21 protein-coding genes are annotated in these 24,323 nt (G+C 59.5%); 6 read left to right on the plus strand and 15 right to left on the minus strand.

The window, feature by feature from the left end:
• Positions 1-30: 30 nt before the first annotated feature.
• Positions 31-471: a hypothetical protein gene (locus O3675_RS02690; RefSeq protein WP_049337847.1), complete on the minus strand. Its 441-nt coding sequence runs from the start codon at positions 469-471 to the stop codon at positions 31-33.
• 475 nt (positions 472-946) lie between these two features.
• Here O3675_RS02690 and O3675_RS02695 point away from each other — a divergent pair, with 475 nt between their 5' ends.
• Complete coding sequence (locus tag O3675_RS02695; RefSeq protein ID WP_005505386.1) at positions 947-1,195, plus strand: WhiB family transcriptional regulator; 249 nt, start codon at positions 947-949, stop codon at positions 1,193-1,195.
• 154 nt (positions 1,196-1,349) lie between these two features.
• On the opposite strand, the gene O3675_RS02700 is transcribed toward O3675_RS02695, so the two are convergent.
• From O3675_RS02700 to O3675_RS02710, 3 genes are all read right to left on the minus strand, one after another.
• Positions 1,350-2,924: a sensor histidine kinase gene (locus O3675_RS02700; protein ID WP_070687513.1), complete on the minus strand. Its 1,575-nt coding sequence runs from the start codon at positions 2,922-2,924 to the stop codon at positions 1,350-1,352.
• Positions 2,925-3,273: 349 nt separating this feature from the next.
• Positions 3,274-4,953, minus strand: coding sequence for a CpaE family protein (locus O3675_RS02705; protein WP_371570796.1), 1,680 nt, complete (start codon positions 4,951-4,953; stop codon positions 3,274-3,276).
• A complete protein-coding gene (locus tag O3675_RS02710; RefSeq protein ID WP_303987085.1) occupies positions 4,950-5,642 on the minus strand; it encodes an SAF domain-containing protein in 693 nt (230 codons plus the stop codon). Before O3675_RS02710 ends, O3675_RS02705 begins: the two co-directional genes overlap by 4 nt.
• A gap of 362 nt (positions 5,643-6,004) precedes the next feature.
• Between O3675_RS02710 and O3675_RS02715 the strand changes: the two genes are divergently transcribed.
• The gene (locus tag O3675_RS02715; protein ID WP_005505378.1) at positions 6,005-6,238 is read left to right on the plus strand and encodes a helix-turn-helix domain-containing protein; all 234 of its coding nucleotides are present in this window, start codon (positions 6,005-6,007) and stop codon (positions 6,236-6,238) included.
• A gap of 191 nt (positions 6,239-6,429) precedes the next feature.
• Here the strand turns inward: O3675_RS02715 and O3675_RS02720 are convergent, their stop codons facing one another.
• Positions 6,430-7,098: a hypothetical protein gene (locus O3675_RS02720; protein WP_005505376.1), complete on the minus strand. Its 669-nt coding sequence runs from the start codon at positions 7,096-7,098 to the stop codon at positions 6,430-6,432.
• A gap of 208 nt (positions 7,099-7,306) precedes the next feature.
• Here O3675_RS02720 and O3675_RS02725 point away from each other — a divergent pair, with 208 nt between their 5' ends.
• Positions 7,307-8,239, plus strand: a complete 933-nt coding sequence (locus O3675_RS02725) for a LysM peptidoglycan-binding domain-containing protein (protein ID WP_371570803.1) — start codon at positions 7,307-7,309, stop codon at positions 8,237-8,239.
• Positions 8,240-8,348: 109 nt separating this feature from the next.
• Positions 8,349-9,026 (plus strand): Rv3235 family protein, encoded by a 678-nt coding sequence (locus tag O3675_RS02730; RefSeq protein ID WP_371570804.1) that lies wholly within the window; start codon positions 8,349-8,351, stop codon positions 9,024-9,026.
• A gap of 128 nt (positions 9,027-9,154) precedes the next feature.
• On the opposite strand, the gene secA is transcribed toward O3675_RS02730, so the two are convergent.
• The 10 genes from secA to O3675_RS02780 form a co-directional block, all read right to left on the minus strand.
• Complete coding sequence (gene secA, locus O3675_RS02735; RefSeq protein ID WP_371570807.1) at positions 9,155-11,770, minus strand: preprotein translocase subunit SecA; 2,616 nt, start codon at positions 11,768-11,770, stop codon at positions 9,155-9,157.
• A 403-nt stretch (positions 11,771-12,173) separates the two neighbouring features.
• Positions 12,174-12,815, minus strand: coding sequence for a ribosome hibernation-promoting factor, HPF/YfiA family (gene hpf, locus O3675_RS02740; RefSeq protein WP_230457231.1), 642 nt, complete (start codon positions 12,813-12,815; stop codon positions 12,174-12,176).
• A 209-nt stretch (positions 12,816-13,024) separates the two neighbouring features.
• Positions 13,025-13,909: a ComF family protein gene (locus tag O3675_RS02745; RefSeq protein ID WP_371570810.1), complete on the minus strand. Its 885-nt coding sequence runs from the start codon at positions 13,907-13,909 to the stop codon at positions 13,025-13,027.
• Positions 13,910-13,949: 40 nt separating this feature from the next.
• Positions 13,950-15,656 (minus strand): LpqB family beta-propeller domain-containing protein, encoded by a 1,707-nt coding sequence (locus tag O3675_RS02750; RefSeq protein WP_371570812.1) that lies wholly within the window; start codon positions 15,654-15,656, stop codon positions 13,950-13,952.
• Positions 15,657-15,890: 234 nt separating this feature from the next.
• Positions 15,891-17,642 (minus strand): MtrAB system histidine kinase MtrB, encoded by a 1,752-nt coding sequence (mtrB, locus tag O3675_RS02755; protein ID WP_005505362.1) that lies wholly within the window; start codon positions 17,640-17,642, stop codon positions 15,891-15,893.
• 34 nt (positions 17,643-17,676) lie between these two features.
• Positions 17,677-18,378 (minus strand): MtrAB system response regulator MtrA, encoded by a 702-nt coding sequence (mtrA, locus tag O3675_RS02760; RefSeq protein WP_005505360.1) that lies wholly within the window; start codon positions 18,376-18,378, stop codon positions 17,677-17,679.
• A gap of 55 nt (positions 18,379-18,433) precedes the next feature.
• Positions 18,434-19,738, minus strand: coding sequence for a hypothetical protein (locus O3675_RS02765; RefSeq protein WP_005505358.1), 1,305 nt, complete (start codon positions 19,736-19,738; stop codon positions 18,434-18,436).
• Positions 19,739-19,805: 67 nt separating this feature from the next.
• Positions 19,806-20,204 (minus strand): chorismate mutase, encoded by a 399-nt coding sequence (locus tag O3675_RS02770; RefSeq protein ID WP_070634482.1) that lies wholly within the window; start codon positions 20,202-20,204, stop codon positions 19,806-19,808.
• A 101-nt stretch (positions 20,205-20,305) separates the two neighbouring features.
• On the minus strand, positions 20,306-21,529 hold the full coding sequence (gene mnmA / locus O3675_RS02775; RefSeq protein WP_303937321.1) for a tRNA 2-thiouridine(34) synthase MnmA: 1,224 nt from the start codon (positions 21,527-21,529) through the stop codon (positions 20,306-20,308).
• A 190-nt stretch (positions 21,530-21,719) separates the two neighbouring features.
• Positions 21,720-22,967, minus strand: a complete 1,248-nt coding sequence (locus O3675_RS02780) for a cysteine desulfurase family protein (protein WP_371570816.1) — start codon at positions 22,965-22,967, stop codon at positions 21,720-21,722.
• Between the two features lie 180 nt (positions 22,968-23,147).
• Here O3675_RS02780 and O3675_RS02785 point away from each other — a divergent pair, with 180 nt between their 5' ends.
• Together O3675_RS02785 and O3675_RS02790 are read left to right on the plus strand one after the other, a co-directional pair.
• A complete protein-coding gene (locus O3675_RS02785) occupies positions 23,148-23,615 on the plus strand; it encodes a tRNA (cytidine(34)-2'-O)-methyltransferase (protein WP_005508556.1) in 468 nt (155 codons plus the stop codon).
• Between the two features lies 1 nt (position 23,616).
• Positions 23,617-24,264: a uracil-DNA glycosylase family protein gene (locus O3675_RS02790; RefSeq protein ID WP_371570818.1), complete on the plus strand. Its 648-nt coding sequence runs from the start codon at positions 23,617-23,619 to the stop codon at positions 24,262-24,264.
• Positions 24,265-24,323 lie beyond the last annotated feature (59 nt).

Raw genomic sequence — 24,323 nt, forward strand, 5'->3', positions numbered from 1 at the left:
GAACAATCTCGGGTTTATTGCTCTGGGAGTTTAGCGGCGTCGGCGGCTGTACTTCTCTGCTTCTTCGCCCGATGCCTCGGTGACCGCCTCAATATAGCGGCGGCTACTGGGCATGAGCACGAAGATGAAGGCAGCCGCCGCACCAATAACACCCGCAATCGTGATGACCTGGCCAATGTTCAGGCCGTAGGCGCTCACGTTCATGACGAGGGTGCTTGCGGTGACCCACAGTGCGCAGAGGGTAATCAGGATCATGGGCAGGCGCGAACCGAAGCGGCCGCGGTAGAAACGCAGGCCAAAGTAGGTCATGCCCGCGGCAATGAGCACCTGGAGCACACCGCCCACAATCGCTTGGGCGGTAGACATTCCGCTGACGATAAAGGGGTAGAGGATACCGCGAATCAGGATGTATGCCGCGAAGGTTTCGGTCAGGGCGAATGCATAGATGACGTTGAACGGGCGTGACGGCACGGTGGGCTCCTCATGGGTAGTGTTGGCGGCAGACCGGGGTGTATTTGGTCCGATGTGTTGGTCGATGTGCTGGTGCGTTAGCGGGTGGCATTGCCCCCCCGTCTCGGGTTCACCGCCTCGTCGTCGGTGCGGTATTTCAGGGGTAGGTACCGCTTTATATTATGCCTGAGGTGCCGCTCACCCAACCGCCTGCGTCTCGCCCATGAGACGAGACGCAGGATATGTGTGTCAGCATGCGATTCCCCACCCTCTCAATTAGACAAAGGTTAGCCTAAGTGATAGATGCCTCAGCGTAATACTGAAGTTTTTAGAGAAAAGTACTTGTCACATCCGCTCCAACATGCGAAAGTTGATAAGTCAATTTTCACCCTAACGCTGGGTGAGCATCCCCTCAGCGGATGTATTTGACACGCACACAGGAAAATAGATGTGTCTTGCCACCGCGTGAGACCGTAAATCATGAAGGAGGTCCACCGTGGATTGGCGTAGTCGTGCAGCTTGTTTGGACAAGGATCCGGAGCTGTTCTTCCCCGTAGGAAACACCGGACCTGCCCTGTTGCAAATTGAAGAGGCTAAGACTGTCTGCCGCTCTTGCGAGGTTGTAGACGTCTGCCTGAAGTGGGCCATCGAGACCGGCCAGGACTCCGGCGTATGGGGTGGCACCAGTGAAGACGAGCGTCGTGCGATGAAGCGTCGCGCAGCTCGTGCCCGCCGTGCATCCTAACTTCCGGAGTATTCAATAGGGCATCAAAAGCGTGGTGCAGTGATATAAAGTCACTGCACCACGCTTTTGCCATATACAGAACCTATCTAGACAGCAAACTGCCGCCACCCCGTACTCGGGGCGGCGGCAGTTCTACATGTCATACGAGAAGGGCTTAGACGAGCACCGCGGTAATCACCACGCGGGTGCCCTTCGGTTCATTAGCCTCCCAGCGAATCGAGCCGTTCAGCTCGCTCGCCACCAGGGTACGCACAATCTGCATGCCCAGGCCTTCCTTACCGGTCACCGGGCGGTAGGCGTTCGGGCCGGACTCTTCAATCTTCTTATCGCCCATGCCCTTACCGTCATCAGTAATCACGACGGTGAGGATGTTCTCACCCTCATCGTTGGTGCCGCGAATACCCTCGAGAGTCACGGTGCCGGTCTCGCCGTCCAGGCCGTGCTCGACAGCGTTCGCGACAACCTCGTTGATAACCAGTGCCAGAGGGGTAGCGAACTGGCTCGGCAAAGACCCAAAGGAACCAATCAGCTTGGTAGACACGTGCTGGCCGGGGGAAGCAAGCTCAGCGGCAAGGTGGAACTGACGCTCAATCAGCTCATCAAAGTCGACGTTCTGAGTCAGGCCCTGCGAGAGCGCCTCGTGCACGGTAGCGATCGTTGCCACGCGGCGCATCGCCTGCTCCAGGCCCTGACGTGCCTCATCAGTGGTCATACGGCGTGACTGCAGGCGCAGTAGAGCGGACACGGTCTGCAGGTTGTTCTTCACGCGGTGGTGGATTTCGCGGATAGTCGCGTCCTTGGTCATAAGTTCCAGTTCGCGGCGGCGCAACTCGGTCACGTCACGGCAGAGAATCACGGCGCCCTCACGCTCGATGCGGGCGCGCCTCTGCACCAGCAGCGGGATGGATCGCATGGTCACGCGAGCACGGGCAATAACCAATTCGGTGCGCAGGTCGCTACGACCGGCAAGGACCAGCTGCAGGGTTTCGTCTGCCTGTTCACCGGCAGGAAGCATCGCACGGGTGACGTCGGCAAGGTTTTGCTTTTCGAGGTAGCCGGTCATGCCCATGCGGTTGTACATGGAGTTCGCATTCGGGGAGGCAACCACCACGCGGCCGGCGGGGTCAAGCACAATAATGCCGTCGATCACGCGGGGGTTGCCCTGGGTGTTGTTTCCCTGGGCGAGGGGGTCGGGCCACAGGCCGGAGTGCACCATGGAGAGCATGGTGTCGGCAGTATATTCGTAGACCTCGTCGCTGATGGAGGGGTAGCCACTGGGTGTGGCAATCTTGTGGCTGGTCAGCAACGCAATGGTGCGGTTGTTGCGCACGATAGGCACGAAGGTTACGTGTACGCGCGGGCGGGCACCAACGCCTTCACCGCTTCCTTCGTCGGTGTAGGTGCTGATGTTCTGGTCAATCCAGACGCGGTATGCTTCGTCGCGGATTCCGTCTTCCATGTCGTGGTCGATGATGTCGTGGTGGAAGAGGGTTCGGACGTTGGAGGGGCGCACGTGCGCGAAGGCACGGAAAGTACTGGTTACGCTGGGACCGGATACGGCGTCCGGGGAGCTGCCGTCGGCAACAACGTAGTCGGTGGGGAACCATAGAACCAGGTCACTCTGGGCGATGTCAGAGATGACCTGCCATTCGCCCATGATGAGGTGAACGCGTTCAGTGTCGCCGGGACCGAAGTCGCAGGCGCTCATAATTCCTTCTGCAAAAGACATATGTTTGTGTGCTTCCCTAAGTTCGGGTGTGTTCAACCATTTTACGGTTTGTTCGCCGCAAATCCCATTCAAACGACAATACGTGGAATAGTTTACAGAGCATTTCTTGGAGCGCGCTTTTTAATCGCATATATGACGCAGCGCAATGAGATGCACCCCTCAGTTGTACAGTGAGGCATTCGCACTACTCCCCCGTTTCGACCCCCGTGTGAAGGCGCAAAAACCCGGCGTATCGGCGCTCTGCAGTTCCTAGAAGAAACCGAGAGAAACACCGATACGCCGGGGTTTCGTTCGCCCGCCTCTGGCGGGCATTAGTTGTAGCTGACGGACCTGTACGCCGGGGCTGAAGTTAAGCGCCGGGGCGTACCGCGTACATACCCTCGAGCATCGCCTCCAGGGACTGCACGACCGCGTGGCGGGGTGCGACCTCCAGCAGCGCTTCACCGTTGCGGCGCAACCGGTCCATGACCTTACGCTCGTACGGAATCACGCCGGTGAGCGGAACCGACAGGTAGCGCGCCCAGTTATCGCTCATCTTAGCCTCGGGATTGAATCCGGCGGCTTCGCGGCGGCTACGATTGAGCCAGTACTGCACATCCGTTTCTGGGGCGAAAAGATCCGGGCGCGACTGCACCTCGCGGGCGAGGTTAATCAGGCGCGGCAGGCCGATGACGTCCGCTTCGCCGAGTGCAATCACACGGTCGGAGCAGGCGAGCGCGGTGAGGGTCGCGGCATTACGGCGCGGTGCCGGGCCGTCAAAGGTCAGTTCCTCATCGACCTCAATGGGGGCGGCAACATCGCAGATGACCAGGTCGTAGCGGTGCTTGAGCCATTCGAGTACCTCGGCGAAGGCGCGGGCGCGCACCTCGGGCCAACGCGAGGAGGAAGTGATGCCACTCAAGAAGTCGAAGGTGCCGTTTTTGAGGGGCACTCGCTCCATGATGGCGCCGGCTTTCTTCTCGTCGAGCTGGGCGCGGTCGGCGTCCGAGCAGAGAATCGCCAGGCCGGAGCCGGTGTCCTCGAGCGCCATGAGCGCGTCCAGGCTGGGCGCGTAGGTGTCTGCGTCGATGAGGCAAACCTGCTGACCCTGCTGCGCCGCGAGAGCGGCGAGATTGAATGCGATGGTGCTTCGGCCGGGTGCACCGTGAGTGCCCCAGACGGTCACAATCTTGCCGAGGCGGTGGCCGGGCTGGTAGCGGGAGGGCGCGGCGGGATCCTGGTTGATGTCTGGGTGCTGTGGCAGGGTGCCGTCGTTGTTCTCGTTCTGCACGTGCAGGGCGTAGTCGTTGCCGGGTGCGAAAGAGTCGACGATGGCGGCGGCCTGGCTGAGCACGGATTCTTCGTTGCTGGGCGCAACGGAGGAGGCTGCTGCCGGGTCGTGTACGCCGGGTGCACCGGGTGCGTTTCCGGCGGGGGCTGCGGGGTCGATTCCGTAGCTTCCGTAGTCGGCTCCGTAGGGTGCGGCGGTATTTGATGCAGTGCCCGCGGCGGGGTCGTAGCCGTAGCCGCCCGCCCCATAGCCAGTAGCTCCGTTATCGTAACCGTAGCCGCCGTATCCACTGTCGTAGCCGTAGCCTGCATTGTAGCCGTAACCGGCGTCCTGACCGTAGACGCCCTCCGGTCGGTGGGCGACAGGCTGAACGGGCGGCTGAGCCGGAATCTGCGCGGGCACGCCGTAGCCTGCGGCGGGTCGGGCGAGCGCCGCATCCACCGCCTGTTCGAGCGAGCCCAGGATCTCATCGAGGGCCGCTTCGGGGCGGATGCGGTGCGCCTGCGTGGGCAGGGGCAGAGTGTCCGGGGCGATAACCGCCAGGAGCACTTCGGAGGCGGCGAGCGCGTCCACGGTGGAGACGCTCATTTCGGCGGGCACGTGGACGCAGAGCAGCACGCGGGCGATACCGGTGTGCGCCATACCGACGGCTTCGCTGAAGTCCTGCACGGTGCGCGCCACGGAGACGCGGCCGCGCTGGGATTCGATGCGGCTCAGGAGCGAACCGTCATCGCCGTAGAGGATGACGGGGATATTCACTGGCCCTCCCCGTAGGTGCCGGGGATGAGGCTGATCTTGGAGTCGCTGTTGCTTTCCTTGACGAGGGCGGCGAGGGCTTCTTCCTTGACCCACAGCTGCACGGTTGCTTTGCCGTTGGCGCCAAGCACGCCTTCATCGACCGTTACGGCAACGATTTCGGCATTGGTGACGATGGCGCGGGCACCGTTTTCGGCGCGGTTATCGCTCTTGGTGTCGGGGTTGCGCGGGCCGGAAGTCCACACGTCCACGCGCTCGCCAGCCTTCAGTGCGGAGGCGGCGGTGCGGTCAATGCTGACGGTGGCGAGGCGGCGCCCTGGGGAGGTTTCAGTGCCTACCGATTCTTTGCTGATGAGGTTGCCGGCAGGGATGCGCTGGGTAGCGATTTTGCCGTTCATCTGTGCGGCATCGGCGCGGGTGAAGTACTTATCTTTGGCGGAGTCGATGTTCGCTTCGACTCGGGCTAGTTTGTCTTCGGTGATTTTCTCGCCGAGGCGGATTTCGCTTTTGGCGGTGTAGTACTCGGTTTTGCTGTTGTTGGCTTGCACGTAGAGCTGCACGCCGGTAATGGAAACGAGCACGAGTAGTACACCGAGAATGAATCGCCAGTCTTTGACGGTGGGCCTTTTGAGGCGTTTGGCGTGGGGCTCGGTGAGGGTGGAACGCTTCGTCGCGTTCTGTCGTATGCGCATGATGTGGTTGTGCCTTTCGGTGCGGAAGCCGGCGGTGATTCCGGTGTTGTTCAACTGACCGATGAGCGAGTGGTGTGTATTCGTTAGTGCTTTGACTGAATTCTGGCACTAACCCTAACAGCATATTTCATTTAGTATTCTCTCTCAACAAGAGTCGTGTTTATGAAATATTTTTGGGTTTCGCCCCTTTTGAAGGGGCGATTAGATAACTTTTCAGCTCATATAAGGCTTTTTGTGAGCAAATTTCACGGTGATGGCATATACTGAAAGTACTCAATAGATGTTCTGTATGGACTCTATGTAAAAGGCTACTAACGGTAGCTAGGGGCCCAGGATTTCACTCACGGAAAGGATTCAATTCGATGACTGCACCTCGTTTCCTCACTCTGAGCGACGTCGCCGAGGAGCTGCAGGTTTCGCTTTCGCAGGTGCGCGCTCTGGTGCGTAGCGGCGAACTTCCCGCCATTCAGATTGGTGGACGTAACCAGTGGCGTATTGAACGCTCTCGCTTTGAAGAGTACATTACCGAGCGCCACGAGCAGACTCTGGAGGCGATTGCTTCCGGCAAGCTCACTGCAAAGGCTAAGGTCGATTAGTATTTCGACGTGCACCTCGCGGGCGTAATGCTCGAGTGTTTTAGAAAGGTCCGCTCCTCTCGTTGAGATTTCAATGAAGAGGGGCGGACCTTTTTGTGTTTATTACTGCTTTCATAAGGGTATTTATAGTTGTCGAGGCGTTTTTTGCGAGCGTACCCACGAACGGTATTGCTCGCTATTTCCCCGTGCTTTTAGCGTGAAATACGGGCGATGACTGCGCTAATACGAGCCAGCGGAATAGTGCGCACGCCGGCGCCGCGAGGTGCACGGGAGTAGCCGGAGGCGCCCTGCCCATAACCACCCTGACCGTAACCACCCTGCCCGTAGGTTCCCTGCGCGCCGTAGGCTGCACGCGCGTACTGGTCGCGTTCGTAGATGCGCGGGTACTGGCCGCCGTTGAGCAGACGCAATTCGAGGAAGTCGGCACCGACTCGCTCGATCACGCCGTCGTAGCTGACGGTGCCACCTTCGAGGGAGAGGCGGACGGGTTCGCGTGCCATAGCGAGGGAGCGGAGGGCGAGCTGAATTTTCATGCGGTAGCGTTCGGGGCGAATATCAGCGCGCCCGGGAGCGATGCCACCTTCCCACCAGAGCATTCCGCGCAGGGGGATGATGATGTTCTCGCCGCGCGCTTCGATGCTGACCCATTCTTCGCCGACCATTTCGAGTTTGCCTTCGTAGGTTTGCATGTCGGTGGCGCAGATGCGAATGGGTCCGCCGACCTGCGCGAGGAGGCGGTCGTCGAGGGTGATGGTGGAGTACTGGACGCGGGCGACTTGGCGGGCGTCCTGTTCCATATCCCAGGCGCGTTCGGAGGCGAGGCGCGCCTCAATGTCTCGTAGGAACTTTTCCATGCTCATGCTATGACCCTACCCGAGTAGCGGGTGCAGACACTAACCGGGGTGCTTTCTAATCGGATGATGCTTCTTGAACCTGGTTTTTGAAGCAAATTCCACCAAATTACATGTTTTTCATATATCTTGATGCTTTTTGCTTCATTTTTAGCGTGACTTCCTGTATAAATAAAGCAATACCAAAACACATCAAACACACCATTTGGAGGTCATTGTGGACCATCTTTCCACGCCGGGTCAGGCGCCCGCAGCCTTCGCTTCGCATCCCCTTGCATCCGTTGCTCCTCTGGCATCCGGCGCTGACGCAGGTCACGAAACCAGCACCAAAGCTAGCTACCAGGATGCTCTGCTCTTCATCGCCCCTCCCCTACTTTCCGCCGCGGTCTTGGGCGCGTTAAGCGTGAATCTGCACCGCATCCCCTCGGCACACCCGCTGGCAGATGCTTCGTTGCTCTGCGCTGGCGCGGTAGCAGCCCTCATTACCGCCTGGTGGTTCATCAGTTTTATCTACGCGCTCTTCTACGCTCGTTCCCTGCGAGTTTCGAGCCGCAACGCTGACCGCGCTGTGCTGCAGGTTCCGGCGATTTTCCGTCCGCGTTTTATGCGCCGCATCGTTCTGACGCTCGGCGGCACGGCGCTCGGAGTGGGGGCGGTTCTGGCTCCCGCGCAAGCTACGGTGGCTACGCCCAGCAACGCCGGGCTGAACGGCGCGGAGGGCATACCGCAGACACCCATTTCAGCAGTTATGGCAGCAGATTCATCGATTACCGCGGCGGCAGACGCCAGCTCAGATGCGGTTCTCTCCGATACCACCCCGAATCAGTCCGCTACTCCCCTGGCCCTTTCTGCTGAGGTTCCCAATATTCCCCTGGCTCCCGAGCCTTCGGAGGCGGCAGGCTACTTGCAGGACCGTAGCCCCTTCTTTTCTCCTCCCCGCACCGAGGCGGGCACCTACTCTTACACGGTTCAGGCGGGCGATACGCTCTGGTCGATTGCCGCCGACCAGCTGGGCGAAGGCACCGACGCCTCCACCATTTACGACTACACCCTCGACATTTACGAGGCGAACAAGGACGCTCTGGGTCAGAACGCCGAGCTGCTCTACGAGGGGCAGGTTCTGCAGATCCCCGAACAGCCCGTTCACTAACCTCACCCGCGCCTTCCACCCCATTCCACCTCATCCCAACAGTCTTTCGTTGGCTCGACTCACCTCACATACCCCTGCACCGAAAGCCTCTGCACCGAAAGGAGCCGTCATGAGCTTCTCCAACCTTCTCCCCCGTTCCCCGTGGACCCCGCCGCATCAGCCTGCCTCCCGCGACAACCAGTCTGCCAGCCCGTACTCGAAGCGTCAGGCGGCACGCACCTCCCAGCCGGTGGCTCAGTCGGTGCCCCAGCCCGCGAGTGCCGAGCAGGTCGCTCCGCTACCGGAGCAGGGGCAGGGCACGATGGCTCTGGTGCAGAGGAGGAACAACCCGTCGATCTATTCGCTGTTGCCGCTTCCGCGTTATGAGCAGCATTCGGCGCAGCGCCCGAAGGTGGCGAAGAGGGGCCGCCCGCTGCGTCCGGCGGATGCGCTAGCTCGCCAGCTGGAGGGCCGTTGCGCGGGTGTGGCGATTGCTTACCTGGAGATCATGTCGGCTCGTCGTTCGCGTCAGCAGCTGGCGCAGTGGGTGTCAGCGGATTGCTTCCACCGTCTGCTACCGTTCTTCCCTAAGAATCCGCGTCAGGTGCGCCAAGAGATGCTGTTGACTATTCCTCCGGTTCTGCTGCGGGTGCGAGCGCAGAAGGTGCACGAGGAGCTCTACGAAGCGGTGGCGCTACTGCGTTGTGCGGATAAGGTTCGCGTGGTGACCATGCAGATGCGTCTGATTCACGGTATGTGGCTGATTACCGCGATTGAGCAGCCGCAGAGCCGGGTCGAGGAAGATTAGGTTTCCTCATCGCCCATTGGATAAATCGCCCACAGAATAACGCACAGACACGCAGAGAGGGTGCGAATCCGGTATTGGATTCGCACCCTCTCTGTTGCGTCTATAGCATTTTCGGGTTTACGCCGAGGCTACTTCTCCTTCGAGCGTTCCACGTGAACCTGCTCGTGACCGTCCTCATCCGGGGCGGAGTACTGCAGGAACTTCGGGCGTGAAGGCTCAGCCAGGCGCACGGCAGAAGCCTGAGTACGCTGCTTGGACAGGTCCAGGTTGAACAGGTAGGTCACGGTCTCTTCACGGACCGCACCGAGCATCGACTGGTACATGTCGTAGCCTTCACGCTGGTACTCGACCAGCGGGTCACGCTGAGCCATCGCACGCAGACCGATACCTTCCTTGAGGTATTCCATCTCGTACAGGTGCTCGGGCCAGCGCTCACCAATGACGGACAGCATGACGCGGCGTTCAATTTCGCGCATGCTCTCTTCGCCGACGCTCTTTTCACGCTCATCGTAGATGAGGTGCGCGTCCGCCAAGACTTCCTTCACAATCTGGTCGCGAGTGATCTTGGTGCGGTCGCCGGCGTCTTCTGCCAGGTCCTCCACGGTGATGGAGATGGGGTACACCTGCTTGAGTGCGTCCCAAAGCTCGTCGAAGTCCCAGTCCTCGGCGTGGCCTTCAGAGACGCGGGCGTCAATGATGGTGGTCAGCACCTCGTCCACGAAACCGGAAATCTGTTCCTTCAGGTCGTCACCGTGCAGGATGCGGCCGCGGTCCTTGTAGATCGCTTCGCGCTGGCGGTTGAGCACATCGTCATACTTGAGCACGTTCTTACGCTGCTCAGCGTTACGGCCCTCAACGTTTGCCTGGGCGGTAGCGATGGCGCGGCTAACGATCTTGGAGTCCAGTGCGGAGTCCTCGGGGGCTGCTGCCATGAGGCGGGTTGCCATGCCGGTGTTGAACAGGCGCATCAGTTCGTCGGTCAGCGACAGGTAGAAGCGGGACTCGCCCGGGTCGCCCTGACGGCCGGAACGACCGCGCAGCTGGTTGTCGATACGGCGGGACTCGTGACGCTCAGTGCCGAGCACGTACAGGCCACCGAGCTCGGTGACTTCCTCGTGCTCTTCGGCTGCGGCGTCTTCGCAGGCCTTCAGAACCTCAGGCCAGCGTGCCTCGTACGCCTCGGAGTTGGTGTTCGGGTCCAGGCCGAGCTCACGCATCTTCTCGACGGCCTCAAATTCGGGGTTACCGCCGAGCATAATGTCGGTACCGCGACCAGCCATGTTGGTTGCCACGGTGACGGCGCCCTTACGGCCCGCCTGCGCAACAATAGCAGCCTCACGCTCGTTGTTCTTTGCGTTCAGCACCTCGTGGCGCACGCCTGCCTTCGCCAGCTGGCGGGAAAGGTACTCGGAGTTCTCCACGCTTGCGGTACCCACCAGAATCGGCTGGCCCTTTTCGTGGCGTTCCTTAATGTCCTTGACGACCGCCTTGAACTTGGCGATTTCGTCGCGGTACACCTTATCGGGGTTGTCGATGCGCTGCACACCCTTGTTGGTGGGGATGGGCACCACGCCGAGCTCGTAGGTGTTCATGAACTCTGCCGCTTCGGTTTCCGCGGTACCGGTCATACCGGACAGCTTGTCGTACATGCGGAAGTAGTTCTGCAGGGTCACGGTCGCCATGGTCTGGTTCTCAGGCTTGATTTCGACGCCTTCCTTCGCCTCAATCGCCTGGTGGATGCCGTCGTTGTAGCGGCGGCCCGGCAGAATACGACCGGTGTGCTCGTCAACAATCAGGACCTCGCCGTCAATGACCACGTAGTCCTTGTTGTTGGTGAACAGCTCCTTCGCCTTAATGGAGTTGTTCAGGAAGCCAATGAGCGGGGTGTTCTTGGATTCGTAGAGGTTCTTCACACCCAGGTGGTCTTCCACCTTATCAATGCCGGATTCGAGGATGCCGACGGTGCGCTTCTTCTCGTCTACTTCGTAGTCTTCACCGCGCTTGAGCAGGGTTGCGGCAATGCGCGCGAACTCTGCATACCAGCGGTTTGCCTCACCGGCTGCGGGGCCGGAAATAATCAGAGGGGTACGCGCCTCATCAATCAGGATGGAGTCCACCTCATCGATAATGGCGAAGTTGTGGCCGCGCTGAACCTGCTCCTCCACGGTCCATGCCATGTTGTCGCGCAGGTAGTCGAAGCCGAACTCGTTGTTCGTACCGTAGGTGATGTCTGCGGCGTACTGCTTACGACGCTCGTCAGGTTCCATGGAGGAGAGAATCACGCCGCACTCCATGCCGAGGAAGCGGAACACGCGACCCATGAGGTTCGCCTGGTACTCAGCCAGGTAGTCGTTCACGGTCACAATGTGCACGCCTTTGCCGCTGAGCGCGTTCAGGTACGCGGGCAGGGTCGCGACGAGGGTCTTACCCTCACCGGTCTTCATTTCGGCAATGTTGCCCAGGTGCAGCGCTGCACCACCCATGAGCTGCACATCGTAGTGACGCTTGCCCAGGGTACGCTTGGACGCTTCACGGACCACCGCAAAGGCCTCCGGCAGCAGAATATCGAGGGATTCGCCGTCCTTGACGCGCTCGCGGAACTTGTCGGTCTCTGCTCGCAGTTCCTCATCGGTCATCGATGCGAAGCTGTCCTCGAGCGAGTTCACCGCCTTAGTGTACGCTTCGAGCTGTCGCAGAACCCTCTTATCGCCGGTTCGGAGGATTTTCTCCAAGAAAGATGCCACTGAGCTTCTACTCCTTGCTTGTTTCGGTACCCTCACCAAGGGCGCGCGAAAGTGCGCGCGGTGAGGCCTTCCTACATATTGTATGGCAGAGCCGCCTAATTCGCCCGTCCGAGCTCTTTTTTACGCTCTGCGCCCACGAGGTGACATTTGGTGACACTCGAATCTTTCACCCTCCGGTTGAGACCTCCGGCTAAGATGCAGGTACCACCGAGAGCAGCAGAACTGGCTCCACACGAGGCGGGGAAGGCCCAGACAAGGGAAAGCACAGAACGAGAGCGCAGAAAACCCGGGGGCCTGGAGATTCACAGTGCGTGTTTCCAGACCGCCCGGGTCCTTAGCCTGCTCGCTGGGCATGTCACCTCAGAGGGTCCTGCGCCTCAGCTGCCAGCAGGTACGTTGGGTTTTACTCGTTATCCAGAGTAATAATGCCGTAGCTCCAGCCCTTACGACGGTATGCCGCAGCCGGTGCGCCGGTCTCGCTGTCAATGTACAGGTAGAAGTCGTGGCCGACCAGTTCCATACGGTCAACAGCTTCTGCGGGAGTCAGACGCTCGCCCTTGAAGCTCTTGTGGCGAATCTCGATGGGAGATGCGGCTTCGTCGGCGAGGGTGACCTCACTGTTGTCGAATGCTGCTTCTTCCACCGGGACATCCGGCAGCAGAATCTCGGTAATTGCTTCGGTAACCACAGGAATCGAGCCGGTAGCGTCCGCTACGGAGACGGGGTGCTTGCCACCGCGCTTGTGCAGCTTGCGGCGGTCACGTGCACGGCGCAGACGCTCCAGGAGCTTGCCGTAGGTTTCATCGAAGACCGCGAACTTGTCGTGACCCTGGGCTTCGGAACGGAGGACAGGACCGGTACCAACAACGGTAATCTCCACGCGGATGGACTCGCCACCCAGGTGACCGTCCTTGCTGAACTTGACGTCGATGTCCTTCACGTTATCGCCGAGCTGAGCGAACTTCTGAACCTTGTCGCTCACGTATTCTTCCAGGCGTTCGGTGACCTTGATATTGCGGCCGTAGATGTTGACTTCCACGATCATTCCCTCCAGGTTGGGGGCTTATACCGCGTCCGGTTGGACCCGGTACGGGGGTTCGACTTCAATGCCGTTCCCTTGTATATATTTTAGTACGAAACATGTTTCATATCACTAGATATGACAAATATTTAGCGCAAATAATAGCTATTCGTCCGTCTGCGAACTTTATTCGCCAAAAATCGTGTATCTCTTGCAACTAACTACAAGAAACGCTATGTCTGAGCCTTTTTCGGTACCGCCGCCACAGCACACACGCCCAGCACCCGCGAACCAGATTCCTGCAGCACACGCGCCATCTCAGAGGCGGTCGCACCGGTGGTCACCACATCATCACAAATAATGCTGATCCGACCCGCGCACAGGGCAGGCTCCATAACGCGCAAGGCACCGTGCATCCGCTCGGCACGACCCACAGCACCCAAGCTCTTCTGCTCATTCTGCGCACCGGAAATCGCATCAGAAATAATGGAGGCGCCGCTCCCCCGCCGGTTGCGAGGAACGTACCCGATAACGTCCACAGCGCGCACCCGCACCGAGGCAGGCAGACGCTTATTAAGCTGACGCGCCGCCTCCTGCGCCAAAAGATTCGCCGGCGCATAGCCGCGGCGGCGCACGCTCTGGGCAGAGGACGGCGCCGGAATCAGCAGAACCTCAACCGGGACTGAAGAAGCAGACTCCGGCTGAAGCCCCTCCCGGTGAGCGCGGAGAAGCTCGTACACGCTACGCGCCAAACCCTCACCCAACAGGGACAGCAAATCGGTGCGACCAGCGTTCTTCAAAGCCAACAGGGCACGCGGCATCATCCCTTCATAACGGGATGCTGCACGCACCTCAGGAACCACCGCACCATCAAGAGGCTGCAGAACCTGCACACGCTCCACACGCGCCAACGCCGAATGTAGTTGCGGCAGGCAGCTCTCACACAGCGGTGAGCCGGCACCGTACGCCACCGGTACAGCACAGCACGGGCAGGTACGCGGCATCAATACCTCGCCCAAAGCCCCGCTGGCGCTCTTGAGAGCGCCCGCAAGCCCGGCCAGAGACTCGCTCCAGGACCCATTCACGGAATCGTTCAAACCACGCTGTACTGAACTCACCAAAAACAACCTTTCCGCGCGCCGCACCCCGCCACAGGGGCTAACCGGCGTAACTAATCTCGTGCAGGGTCGTGTCCAGACGGATCCAGCCGCGCTCCTCCATCAGGTAGCACGAACCGTCAGAACGGTGAGCAATAATATTCGACGTATTATCCGCCGTCGAAATGGTCATCACACCATCCAGACGATCCAGCTTCGTCTCTTCACCGCTGAGGGAAATCACCTCAGACTCACCATTCTTCACGTTCACCACCACGACGCTCTGGTCGCCAGCCCAACGGGCATTACGCGGAGTCACAGAAGAGCTCAGACGCACCATCTCCGTCAGACGCAGAGGCTTACCGGCATCATCACGCACAATACCGGAAATAATCACAGCCGACGCACCCTCAGTAGACGCCACAATCGCCATGCGGGCACCATCGTGAGAAACATTCACGCTCGTAAAGCTCAAATTACGCTGCCAGGACAAACCAATATCCACACCGCGCTCACGCTCGGTTGCATCCTCAGAATCCGGCTTGAAGGCACGAACAGTACCCTCACCATCGGCAGCCCACACCCAGCCGTACGCATCAAAACTGGGGGCAGTCAGCGCGGTACTCTGCCACACGCGGCGGGCAGTGCCCTGATACACCGTGTACAGGCTCGCAGCATCATTCGCCAAGCAGGCATAAACGTCTGCAGAATAGCCCATCGCCGGGGAACTCAACTGGGTCACGCCACGCAGAAGCAGCTGCTCACCCGCATTGCTCATATAGTCATCACGTGCCACCATCTGGCCGTTCGAGTTAATAGCAACCGTGCGGGCAGGAACACCCGGGTTCAGCTTCACCGCAGAAAATCCGCTCGGCGCGTTCTCAGGAATCAGAGTGCCGTTATAGAAAACCTCAGTCTTGCCCAGACCCGAGAAGTTCTCCAAGCCGTGCATAATCTGCTCACGCACACGCGCCAAACGGTTATCGTCCAGGTGCTCACCCGAGAGGCGAACCAGCACATCCTGGTTATCGCTCATGTTAGCGGTCTCAAGGCTCATCGACTCATTCAACGCCGAAAACGCGACATCCTTCAAATAGGACGCCGGACCAATCATCAGAGTACGCACCAGCAGCTCAAAGTAGCGGTCCGTATGCGGGAACCAGCGGATATCAGGCACAGCATAACGGAACGCACGATCATAGAAATACAGGCGGCACGGGCTAAACACGCGCTCAAACTCAGCGCTATCCAGCCACAAACCATCCGGGCACGAGTTAATGCGCCATTGGTTATCCTCCATGATCACCGTAAAATCCTGAGTCTCAGTCTGAGCCTCAGGGAAGGTGCTCGTAATACCCTGACTATTCACAGTCGCCGTCTGCTGGAAACGCACATGGTACATCCCCTCAGCAGTTCCGCTATCGTCACTACGAGGCTGCACCGTATTACGGTACACACGAGTCGTACCCATAGGATTCCAACGACCCGCAAAAGAAGAACTCAAATACTGGCGCGCCACCGCATAATTCTCAATGCTATCCACACCAGCACGCACGAAGCCCTCAATAATCGCCTCGGGAGTAGCACCCGCCAGCGGACCCGGCGCACGCGCCGGAGAAGTATTGACGCTCTTCACATCCAGACCGCTACTGTGCTGAGTCACTTTGTCATTCGAAGGAAGACCCGCGCAAGAGCTCACGAGCGTCGCCAAAGACACCGCACCCCAAGACAGCACGGCGCGTCGAGAAACAATAGCCCTGTGAGACATGGAGGTCTTAACCTTCCTCTACGAACAAAGACAAACCATCACCTGTTAACGCTGCAGGCCATCGCAGCGCGGTGAAAAGATAACCACAGTGAAATAGCAACACCGTGAAAATATACCTGCATTGATTGTACTGGGTGAACAGTGCAAATACGCAAGGATAAGCGTAAATACAGCCGAGCAACACCAACACACCGATATACGGCAGAAGCGTAAGCCTCTCCCCGCCCGAACCCCTTAGAACTCGTCCTCAACGTTCACACGAGGAGCAATATTGGGCAGCGTATCCTTCGCAGTCGCCGAACGATGCGAGATTGCCTCAGGCTCACCCGTCACCAGAACCGGCGACTCACCCAAAGGCGCGCCATGAATCAGCGGCAGGTTCATCGTGAAACAGGCACCGCGGCCCTTCTCGCCCCACGCCTCAATCGTGCCACCGTGCAGACGCACATCCTCAGCAGCAATCGACAGGCCCAGACCCGTACCGCCCAGAGTGCGCTTACGAGAAGTATCAGCACGCCAGAAACGGTTGAATACCTGAACGGCCTCATCCTCAGACAGACCGATACCGTGGTCACGCACCGCAACACCCAGGTTCGTGGCGTTCGCACCCACGTACACGTCAATCGGTCGGGATTCGCCGTGCTCAATCGCGTTGTACAGCAGGTTACGGAGCACACGCTCAATACGCACGCGGTCCATATCCACCATGATGCTCTCATGGCTCGTATGTACATTCAGCTTCGTGTTCGTACGCTCCAGGTGCGGCAAAGCCTCCTGCAGAATATTCGACAGCACACGCATGAAGTCTTCAGTGTCGATGGTCAGCATTGCGCTACCAGCATCGAAACGAGAAATCTCCAGCAGGTCAGCAAGCATCGACTGGAAACGATCCACCTGATCGTGCAGAAGCTCCACGGTACGGCTCAGCGTCCGCTCCATATCTCCACGCGAATCATACAGAAGCTCCGTACCCAAACGCACCGTCGCCAGCGGGGTACGCAACTCGTGCGAAACGTCAGAAACAAATCGCTGCTGCAGAGTCGACAGGCGCTCCAGCTGAACAATCTTCTCCTGCAGCGAGTCAGCCATCAGGTTGAAGGAATAACCCAAACGAGCCGCCTGATGCTCACCATTCACCGACACACGCTGATCCAAGTCACCGGCAGCCAGCTTCTCCGCAGTAATAGCAGTCTGCGTAATCGGGCGGACCACAAAACGAGTCACAATCCACACCACAGAAAGCACCACTCCAAGTAGCGCACAGAAACCGCCAAAAAGAACAAAGTTAATATGCGCAATCGTGGCGGAAGAATCCGTCATATCGTACACAAGGAACAAACCGTAATTAGGGTTCTGCGCAATAGAAATATGAGTACCAACGATAAGCACCGGATAGGTACGCTCACGATTATTTTCAATAGTGGTCACCGTAGACGTCTGCCAGAAAATACCTTCTTTATCGCGAACAGTTGTTTTGAAATCATTCGGAATACTCGAAGAATTCAAAGAATTATTACTACTCTGCTCAGGAATAAAACCCTGCTTACCTTGACCTTCCAAAGGCACAAGAATCCAATTGCGCTTACCCGAACTACCCGCATCCAAGACGGTCAGGGTACGGCTCACATTACGACGAATCTCGCTGTCACTACGGGCTTCAGAGGAGTCCAGCACACTCTGAACGTTACGGAAACCACTCTCCGATTCCGCCAGCGCCTGACCCTTCTGATTCTCAAAAAGACTCGTCGCAATCTGGCTCGACAAGGACCAACCCACCATCAAGAAGCTCAGGAACATCATGATGCCCGCGGTGCCCAGAGCACGGAACTGCAGAGATTCCTTCCACAAACGCTGAGCGCGCTGGATCAGGTTCCTACGCTGCTTCTGTGCCTTACGCGGCTTGGAAGTGCGGGTACGCGAAGAGGCGGAGGCTACCGCCTCCGCCGTCAAAGCGCCGTGCTCATGGCTCGACTTCGCAACAGACAATCAGGTTATCCCTTCGCCTATGAATAGGTTCCGATTAGCTACCGGAAGATCCCACCAGCTCGGTCGGAATCTTATAGCCAACGCCACGGACCGTCTGAATAAAACGATCCGCACCCAGCTCATCAAACTTAGCGCGCAAACGCTGGACGTGCACATTTACCAGCGAATCGCTCACATCAGTGTAACCCCAGACCATGTCCAGCAGTTCCTGACGACTCAACGCCTGACCCGGGTGACGAACCAGCGCAGCCAACAGGTCAAACTCCAGAGGAGTCATCGGAACCTCAGTGCTGTGGTACTTGACGGTACGACCGTCCATATCCATGACAATATCGCCAATGGACACCACCAGCTGACGGCTCTCACGCGGACGCAAACGGGTACGGATACGCGCCAACAATTCAGCGTGCTTAAAAGGCTTAGCAATGTAATCATCAGCGCCAGCTTCAAGACCCTTAACAACATCTTCAGTGTCGCTTTTAGCGGTCAACATAATAATCGGCACATTAGAAGAACGGCGAATTTGCTGGCACACTTCAATACCGTTCATGCCAGGAAGCATCAAATCCAAAAGCACCAAATCGGGAGTGGAGCGCATAAAAGTTTCAAAAGCGCGGCTGCCATTTTCGCAAAAAACAGCGTTAAAGCCCTCTTGCGCGAGCACGAGGCCAATCATTTCAGCCAGAGCATCATCGTCATCAACCACCAAAATGGTGTGTGCGTCGCTTGCGCTCACAGTACCTCCCTAAAGAAATGTCGTAAATACTTACATAAAAAAGCTGATTCTCTAATCATACCGCGCACTCAGCCAATGCACGGGCACACTCTGTCACCCGAGCCAGCGAAGCCGTGGCATCCAGCATACTTACCGCGGCTGAAGTCATCCCAGCAGGTGCAGAACCGCTCTGAATACGCTCATCAGGCATCAAACCCACCGCGCTCAACTGGGTCGGCTCAAGACCAACCTCGCGCCACAGACTGTACAGGCGGCGCACCTGATCAGGAACCCGCGCAGAGGTCACCACCGGCAGCCACAGCTGAGCCTGAGCCTCCAAAAGTTGCGCCACAGGTTCCCAGGAACGAGGGTCGCTCAGCGGCGGAACCTGCAGCGTGCCCGGCCCCTTGAGGCGGGCACGATCAGGATGCAACAGCAAAGCGCAAGGAGCGCCGTCCTCAACACGCATCGCCTTCACAAGAGCCAACGCGTCAAGGGTGGGGCGGGGCTGGCTCAACAGCTTCAGCTCCTGCACAGGCTTGAGCGCGGTGCCATCCACGTCCAGGATGAGCTGCAGATTCAGCTCGGCGAAACGCTCCGAGATACGGCGGTACACCTGCTGATAGTAGTGAGGTTGCAATGCCGACAGGGAGCGGAAGCCACTCACCGTAGGGATGGCACCCTCCATCAGACGCTGAAACTCCGACTCATCCAGCTGCACGGCAATCAGCGCCCGCGGAGCTTGCAGAGCCTCGCGCAGAGAATCCATCCAGCGTTCCAGGCCTTCCAGGAACGACTCCAGCAAGTCACGGCTCGCCCCTGCATCACTGATGGCGCGCTCGCCGCCGGGCAGGTAGATGCTGGCGGCAAGAGTCAGCGGACCGACCAGCTGAATCTTATACGCCGGGGCGGTATCCTGCCCTGAACCGAAACGTTTCTTCTGCGAGCCCACGCGGTCAGCGAGAAGATTGATATCGGAGAGCAGACGGTCCTGCGCCAGGGCAGACTCGCGCGCTCCCCTGCCGCCGCTATGCACCATGCGCCACCCAAACGAGGCACCGTCAAAGGCAAGTCCCTCGCACACCGCCAGGGTGCGTGCCAGCGGGGTACTCCGCCAGCCCAGCGCAGGCAGATGCGGCAGGAACGGCAGATGCGGTGCGCCCAGCTCGCCTTCTACACGGGACATCGCCTCAGCCAGGTCATCGCCGGGAAAATCGCCCAGACCGCTAGCACGTACCAGCGGACGCTCCGTAGCGAGCGCGGCGAGGTCCTGTTCGGTCAGTTCGTCCCCTTCGGGGGCACGGTACTCACCGGGTAGCAGCAGGCGCTCCGGCATCGGTTCAGTACGGACGTTCTGGCGGTTGGAAGATTGAGCGGGCATAGGAGTGTGTCCAGAGGGGTCAGATGGAGTACAGGTTCAAACGCAATGATGTGAAAGTTGCGCGGTACTAGCCTTCGGACTTCTCGGCTTCAGTTGCCTCGCCGTCCTGCTCAGCCTGCTCGTTTGCGATGCGCACGTGGTGGCGAATCACCTCAGAAATAATGAAGTTCAGGAACTTCTCCGCGAATTCCGGGTCGAGGCTGGACTCCTTCGCCATGGCACGCAGGCGAGCGATCTGTGCCTCTTCACGGCCGGGGTCGCCGGCGGGCAGGTTGTGCTTAGCTTTCAGGATGCCCACGCGCTTAGTTGCCTGAAAACGCTCTGCGAGGATGTGCACCAGCGCTGCATCGAAGTTGTCGATGGAGCGGCGCATGGCGAAGAGCTCCTCGTAGACCTCCGGTGCGACTTCATCGCCCATGGAGGTGGCGTGGGGGTCAAATTCGCAGGACGTGTTCTCGGCGGTCATCGGTTTCTCCTCGGATCAAATATGGTCTTCTGCGTGTTCCGCTCACGCAAGATGTTAGTGCAGCTGTCGGGGATCAGCCGTGGCGCAACTACTCGGTGCAACTATTCGGCGCTGGTTGAGGCGCCGGCAGACAGGGTTTCCTGAATATCTTCACGGTCCAGCGAGTAGGCGCGGGCGATGGTGGACTGGCCCAGTACGCGGGTGCCCTGGTATAGCACCATGGTCTGCCCCGGTGCCACGCCGGAGAGTGGGTCCAGGAGGCGCACTACGGTTTCCAGGCGCAGTGTGCCTCCTTCTTTAGCTTCGGGGTCGGATGCCCAGGTCATGTACGCCTTGGCGCGGACCGGGTCGGCGTGCGCGCGCACCTGTGCGGTCACCTCGAACTCTTCGCTACGGGCGCCCAGCTGCGCGGGTTCTTCCAGGAATCGTGCCGCCTGTTCCACGGGGACGCCCGCCCAGGTGGCGCGGATACCGCGGATTTCGTGCACGGCAAGCAGGTCGCGGGAGCCGACGATGACTTCGTTTTCTTTGGGGCGCACCTCCAGTACGAAGCGGGGCTTGCCGTCGGCGGCGGGGCGGCCCAGCGCCAGGCCCTTGCGCTGGCCTACGGTGTATGCCTGCGCGCCGGGGTGCTCGCCGAGTACCTCGCCGTGGGTGTCTTTGATGAGTCCGGGGCGCATTGTGATGTGGTCGCCCAGCCAGGCGCGGGTATCACCTTCGGGGATGAAGCAGATGTCGTAGGAGTCCGGCTTCTTCGCCACGGAGAAGCCGCGCTCTGCCGCCTCCGCGCGCACCTGCGCCTTGGAGGGGGTGTCCGCCAGAGGGAACCAGGCGTGCTTGAGCTGTTCGTGGGTGAGCACGCCGAGCACGTAGGACTGGTCTTTAGCCCAGTCGGCGGCGCGGTGCAGTTCGCGGTTGCCGTCTTCGGTGGTGATGACGCGGGCGTAGTGGCCGGTCACTACGGCGTCGAAGCCGAGCGCGAGGGCGCGTTCGAGTAGCGCGGCGAACTTGATCTTTTCGTTGCAGCGCATGCAGGGGTTGGGGGTTCGTCCGGCTTCGTATTCGGAGATGAAGTCGTCGACGACGTCTTCTTTGAAGCGTTCGGAGAAGTCCCAGACGAAGAAGGGGATGCCCAGCTGGGAGCAGACTCGGCGGGCGTCCATGGAGTCTTCGAGGGTGCAGCAGCCGCGGGAGCCGGTGCGCAGGGTGCCGGGCATGCGGGATAGGGCTAGGTGAACGCCGACTACTTCGTGTCCTGCTTCTACGGCGCGGGCTGCGGCGACTGCGGAGTCAACGCCGCCACTCATAGCTGCAAGAATTTTCACTGCCTATCCTTCTGTTGTGTTGTGCCTCTAGAAAGGTACGCCTTGTTGGTGGGGGCGGACTTTCCGTTACTGTAGCTACCCATTGTACGCAGGGGCTCGGCGGGATATTGGGCAGTGCACCCTCAGCCAGCCCTCAGCGAACGCTGAGATTGCAGGCTGAGGGCGGTTCGGTATCTTTTCTTCTGGCTTTCTAGTGCCAGCGGGAGGCGTCCGGTAGCTGCGAGGACAGTCCCGCCTTTGCAGCCTGTTCGTAGGCGGCGGGCAGTGCCGCGATGAGGCGCGCGATATCGGCTCCGGTGGTGGAGTGGCCGAGGGTGAATCGCTGGGCGCTACGGGCGGTGTCTTCGTCCATTCCCATTGCCATGAGCACGTGGGAGGGGCGGGTCACCCCGGCGTTGCATGCGGAGCCGGTGGAGCTGCTGATGCCCTGCATGTCCAGCAGGAAGAGCAGGGTGTCTCCTTCGGCGTTTTCGAAGGTGAAGTGGGCGTTGCCGGGCAGTCGCTTCTGGCCCGGGTATTCTTCGGTGAGCGGGTTTTCACCGCTCAGGTGCGCCTGCGGGATGAGCGCGCTAATTGCCGCAACGAGTTCGTTACGTAGTGCGGCGATACGGGCGGATTCCTCGGGGAGGTTCTCGACCGAGTGCACGGCGGCTTCTGCGAAACCTGCGATGGCGGGCGCATCGATGGTGCCGGAGCGTACGGAGCGTTCCTGACCGCCTCCGTGAAGCACGGGGGTCAGCTGCACGGCGCGGGTTGCAACCAGCGCGCCGATACCCATGGGTCCACCGATTTTGTGACCGGAGATTGCGAGGGTCGCTACCCTGCTGGCATGGAAATCAATGGGGACCGCACCGAAAGCCTGCACCGCATCCGAGTGCACGGGAATACCGTATTCGGCGGCGATAGCAGCGATCTCGGGGATGGGCTGTACGGTACCGACCTCGTTGTTCGCCCACATGACGGTCACGAGAGCGACGTCTTCGGGGTTCTTTTCGATGAGTTCGCGGACGGTCTGCGGGTTGACGCTACCGTGCTCGTCTACGGGGATCCATTCGAGCTGCGCGCCTTCTGCCTTTTCGAGCCATTCGCAGGTTTCTTCCACGGCGTGGTGCTCAATGGAGGAGACGAGAATTCGGGTGCGCTGAGGGTCTTCTTCGCGGCGCTTCCAGTAGATGCCCTTGACGGCGAGGTTGTCCGCTTCGGTGCCGCCGGAGGTGAAAATAACCTCAGCGGGGTCGGCGCCAATGGCGCGGGCGATGCGTTCGCGGGCGTATTCGACGGTGGCGCGGGCGTCGCGTCCTACGGCGTGCAGGGAGGAGGGGTTGCCGCCGTTGCGCATCTGTTCGACCATGGCGTCGATGGCGGCGGGCAGTACGTCGGTGGTGGCGGCGTGGTCGAGGTAGACGCGGCCGTTCTGACGGTTGGTTTCTGCGCTCATGGTTCCTCCTGCTGGGTTGTTCGGCGGTTTTTCGCCTCGCTTATTTTATCGCGCTCTATCCGCGCTCTTCTAGGCGTGTTCATCTGCGGCTGGGTTGGCGAGCGCCACTGCCCCGGGACGCTCAATGCTGGTCGGGGGCTGTTCCGGGCTGGTCGGGGGCTGCGCGGTACACTTAGGAACGTGTTCAAGATTCTTTTCTATACCCCTGAGATTCCGGGCAATACCGGCAATGCTATCCGTTTGGCGGCGATTACTGGCGCTGAGCTGCACCTGGTGAAGCCGCTGGGCTTTAACTTTGATGATGCGCATCTGCGCCGTGCGGGTCTGGATTACCATGACCTGGCGGTGGTGACGGTGCACGAGACCCTCGAGGATGCGTGGGAGGCACTCGCCCCGGAGCGTGTTTTTGCGTTCACGACGACCGCTTCGACCTCGTACGCTGATATTGAGTACCGTCCCGGTGACGTGTTCATGTTTGGTCCGGAGTCGGTGGGTCTGCCCGCTGAGGTTCAGCAGGATCCGCACGTGACCGAGCGTGTGAAGATTCCGATGAAGCCGGGCCGTCGTTCGCTGAACCTGGCTAATTCTGCGTCCATTGCGATTTTTGAGGCGTGGCGTCAGAACGGTTTTGAGGGAGGCGCTATCTAGCATGGTTGCAGCACACCATAATCTGCCAGAGCCTCTGGTTCAGCAGATTCTGGAGACCACCCCTCCCCTGGCTGAGCAGATTCGCCAGGACCCGCAGAATAGGGAGTTCACGGAGCAGGGTTGGGAGCCGGTTTATTCGGCGTCGCCTCATGCCCGTATTGTGGTGATTGGTCAGGCGCCTGGGCGTGCCGCGCAGGAGAGCCGCATCCCGTGGAATGACCCGAGTGGCGTGAAGTTGCGCGAGTGGATGGGCGTGACGGATGAGCAGTTCTATGACCCCGACCTGATTTCGCTGCTACCGATGGATTTCTATTACCCGGGTAAGGGCGCGCACGGCGATAACCCGCCGCGTAAGGATTTCGCGCCGAAGTGGCATCCGCAGCTGCTCGAGCTGATGCCGGATGTGCAGCTGATTCTGCTGGTGGGGGCTTACTCTCAGAAGCACTACCTGGATGGTGTGCACGCCCCTAAGGCGCAGAAGAACCTGACGGAGACGGTTCGTGCGTGGGAGTCTTATCTTCCTAAGTTTCTGCCGCTGGTGCATCCTTCGCCGCTGAATTTTAGGTGGCAGGCGAAGAACCCGTGGTTCGAGCAGGAGGTTGTCCCGGCTTTGCAGAAGCGCGTGGGTGAGGTTCTCGAGGACGTCTAATTCTCCCCTAATTTGCAACGCCAATACAGTTTGCTGTACTAACGAAAGAAAGCTCCCAC

The sequence above is a fragment of the Rothia sp. 27098_8_27 genome (assembly GCF_041432805.1).
Taxonomy (GTDB): Bacteria; Actinomycetota; Actinomycetes; order Actinomycetales; family Micrococcaceae; genus Rothia; species Rothia mucilaginosa.

Bases quoted from the DNA above. Each gene is read 5' to 3' on its own strand.
- O3675_RS02780 (WP_371570816.1), bottom strand. From the start codon at position 22,967: ATGAGCGCAGAAACCAACCGTCAGAACGGCCGCGTCTACCTCGACCAC.
- O3675_RS02720 (WP_005505376.1), bottom strand. From the start codon at position 7,098: ATGAGCATGGAAAAGTTCCTACGAGACATTGAGGCGCGCCTCGCCTCC.
- O3675_RS02765 (WP_005505358.1), bottom strand. From the start codon at position 19,738: ATGCCCGCTCAATCTTCCAACCGCCAGAACGTCCGTACTGAACCGATG.
- O3675_RS02750 (WP_371570812.1), bottom strand. From the start codon at position 15,656: ATGTCTCACAGGGCTATTGTTTCTCGACGCGCCGTGCTGTCTTGGGGT.
- O3675_RS02700 (WP_070687513.1), bottom strand. From the start codon at position 2,924: ATGTCTTTTGCAGAAGGAATTATGAGCGCCTGCGACTTCGGTCCCGGC.
- O3675_RS02730 (WP_371570804.1), top strand. From the start codon at position 8,349: ATGAGCTTCTCCAACCTTCTCCCCCGTTCCCCGTGGACCCCGCCGCAT.
- O3675_RS02770 (WP_070634482.1), bottom strand. From the start codon at position 20,204: ATGACCGCCGAGAACACGTCCTGCGAATTTGACCCCCACGCCACCTCC.
- O3675_RS02715 (WP_005505378.1), top strand. From the start codon at position 6,005: ATGACTGCACCTCGTTTCCTCACTCTGAGCGACGTCGCCGAGGAGCTG.
- O3675_RS02710 (WP_303987085.1), bottom strand. From the start codon at position 5,642: ATGCGCATACGACAGAACGCGACGAAGCGTTCCACCCTCACCGAGCCC.
- O3675_RS02790 (WP_371570818.1), top strand. From the start codon at position 23,617: ATGGTTGCAGCACACCATAATCTGCCAGAGCCTCTGGTTCAGCAGATT.
- hpf (WP_230457231.1), bottom strand. From the start codon at position 12,815: ATGATCGTGGAAGTCAACATCTACGGCCGCAATATCAAGGTCACCGAA.